Source organism: Oleiphilus sp. HI0066, from assembly GCF_001635725.1.
This window is the reverse complement of the sequence record NZ_LWFH01001152.1, coordinates 1-915: the sequence shown is the minus strand read 5'-3', so window position 1 is coordinate 915 and position 915 is coordinate 1. Positions and strand designations below refer to the sequence as shown.

The following is a 915-nucleotide window of genomic DNA, read 5'->3' as shown; positions in this document are numbered from 1 at the left end:
ACGGTGCGCTACTAGGCTTTGGTTTCTACATCGAAGGTGTAGAGGGCAAATTGCCTCAGTCGTAAACCGGGACGTTTAAAGTATCGGGAGCTTTGTTGAGCTTATTGCACAGCAAGCTCCCATTTTCCGGAAAAAGGCACAACTAAAAAGTGCCGTGATGTAATTACTAAGGTAGAAAAATGAAACAACTAAAAACTCTTGCAAGTGCAGCAGCACTTTCTGCAGCGGTAGTCGCTGCTCCAGCTCAAGCAGAACAATTCTGGGCAGACAACAGTGTAACTGTTCTTCACAGTGCTGATTACTTCAATGTAGGTTACAACTTCGGTGCTCCGAATAAGACTCAAGAAATGACTGTGATGACAATTGAGCACGCTTCTGGCCACGATTGGGGTGATGCGTTCTTCTTCGTAGATCGTCTAAACGGTAAAGGTTCAGCTTCTAGCTTCAACGAAACTTACGGTGAACTTTCTCCTCGTTTCAGCCTTAGTAACTTAGCAGGATCAGACTTAAGTGTTGGTCCGATTAAAGATGTACTTCTTGCTACAACTTACGAATTTAGCTCTAACTCAACTGGTTTTAGTCAAGACAATTACCTTTACGGTGTTGGCTTGAGCTGGGATCTTCCAGGATTTGCGTTTTTCGGCACTAACGTTTTCTACGCTGATAATGAAAACAACAAGGATGACGTTCAGTTGACAGTTACTTACGGTGTTCCTTTCGCAGTAGCAGGTGTTGACTTCATGTTCGACGGTTACATCGACTGGTCTTCAGCAGAAGCTGATCACGCGTCTGATTTCCACTTCAACCCACAGCTTCGTGCTGACGTAGGCAAGTTCATGGGTATCACCAAGTCTAAGCTTGAAGTTGGTATCGAATACTCTTACTGGAGCAACAAGTTCGGTGTTAAGAGTGACG

Annotated in this window: 1 protein-coding gene; it reads left to right on the top strand. The window is 44.5% G+C overall.

Annotated features, from left to right (window positions below):
• Positions 1-179: 179 nt before the first annotated feature.
• Positions 180-915: DUF5020 family protein (locus A3738_RS15250; protein WP_068763706.1), on the top strand; the 736-nt coding region annotated here is incomplete at its 3' end.